The 1,522-nt window shown below is 66.4% G+C and carries 3 protein-coding genes; 1 reads left to right on the plus strand and 2 read right to left on the minus strand.

What is annotated here, in order from left to right; genetic code table 11:
- Positions 1 to 369: AMP-binding enzyme (locus WAN02_RS06610; protein ID WP_422263366.1), on the plus strand; the 369-nt coding region annotated here is incomplete at its 5' end.
- 75 nt (positions 370 to 444) lie between these two features.
- On the opposite strand, the gene WAN02_RS06615 is transcribed toward WAN02_RS06610, so the two are convergent.
- Together WAN02_RS06615 and WAN02_RS06620 are read right to left on the minus strand one after the other, a co-directional pair.
- Positions 445 to 858 carry a PPOX class F420-dependent oxidoreductase gene (locus WAN02_RS06615; protein WP_422263367.1) on the minus strand — a complete coding sequence of 138 codons (414 nt, stop codon included), beginning with the start codon at positions 856 to 858 and terminating at the stop codon, positions 445 to 447.
- Positions 859 to 881: 23 nt separating this feature from the next.
- Positions 882 to 1,442: a TetR/AcrR family transcriptional regulator gene (locus WAN02_RS06620; protein ID WP_422263368.1), complete on the minus strand. Its 561-nt coding sequence runs from the start codon at positions 1,440 to 1,442 to the stop codon at positions 882 to 884.
- Positions 1,443 to 1,522: the final 80 nt, after the last annotated feature.

Consider the following 1,522-nt stretch of genomic DNA (forward strand, 5'->3'; position numbering starts at 1 on the left):
TTCATCGTCGACCGGGTCAAGGACATGATCGTCACCGGCGGCTTCAACGTCTTCCCCCGCGAAGTGGAGGACGTCATCGCCGAGCATGCGGCGGTCGCGCAGGTATGCGTGGTCGGCACGCCGGACGACAAGTGGGGCGAGGCCGTGACCGCGGTTGTGGTGTTGCGCTCCGACGCACCGACCGACGACGCCGCGATCGAGGCGATGACCTCCGAGATCCAGGCCGCGGTCAAGGACCGCAAGGGTTCGGTGCAATCACCCAAGCGGATCGAGATCGTCGACGCGCTGCCGTTGACCGGGCTGGGCAAGCCGGACAAGAAGGCCGTGCGGGCGCGCTTTTGGGAAGGCGCCGGCCGCGCGGTCGGCTGAGTTTTTCGGGTCGAACGTGAAACTGGCTTCACGCTCGCTGGTCAACGTGAAACTGGCTTCACGTTCGACGGACGATTAGACGCCGACCCCGCCGACTTTGTCGATGCGGATGTGGGTCACGAACCCCGGCGGTGCGTCCTTCGGCGGAAACACGTTCGGGTCCAACAGCTCCTGCGACAGCGCCTTGAGCAGCTCCGGGGCGCCGCCCTCCTCGATGCGCGCGGTCCCGTCGATCGAGATATACGACCGCAGGGATTTGCCCACGTCGCCCGGATTCACGATCGTCACCGCGACACGAGGATCGTGGCGGACATTGCGGACCTTCTTGTGCTCGGCGAGATGTCCGGTCACCAGCTCGTCGCCGTCGGGTGTGGATCGCAGGGCCACCCAGACCACGCTCACCTGGGGACTGCCGTCGGGGTTCAGGGTGACCAGGGTGGCGTCGGCGCCGTCGCCGATCAGTTCACGCGCAGCGTCATTGAGTTTCATGCCTGCTTCTACCACGCGCAGCGTCAATTGATTCCCGATGTGGCGACGCCGGCTACCAACAAGTCGAGCAGCCGGCCGGTCTGCTCGGGCGAACCGCTGGCCAAGAAGATGCCGATCAGGCTGGACACCACGTCGTCGGCCGGCACATCGGAGCGCAGGCTGCCGTCGTCGGCGCCGGCCCGCAACAGCAACTCGACGGCACCGGCGATACTGTCGCGGGTCTGACTGGGCTGCATCGCGCCGGAGTCGAACATCGCGTGCAGCGACTCGGCCATCCCGCGTTTGGCGGCGACGAAGCTCGCATAGCGGTCCATCCACCGGCGCAGCGCAGCCTTCGGTGGATGCCGCTTCAGCAGCTGTTCGGCGGCGGCGGCCACTTCGGCGAGCTCAGTCCGGAAAATCGCCTCGACCAGCGCCTCCCGATTGGGGAAATGGCGATACAGCGTGCCGATGCCGACACCGGCGTCGCGGGCGATCGACTCCAGCGACACCGGCCGCCCGTCGGCGGCGGTGAATGCCGCGGTCGCCACCTCGAGCAGCTTCTCCCGATTGCGGCGGGCGTCGGACCGAACAGTCTCGGCCAAAGGGGAGGATCCTCCGTTTCTGTTACAGTCGAACAAACGGAGGGTCCTCCGTATCTGTACCAGTGTCTCACGAATAGAGG

Source organism: Mycobacterium sp., from assembly GCF_049281135.1.
Classification (GTDB): Bacteria; Actinomycetota; Actinomycetes; order Mycobacteriales; family Mycobacteriaceae; genus Mycobacterium.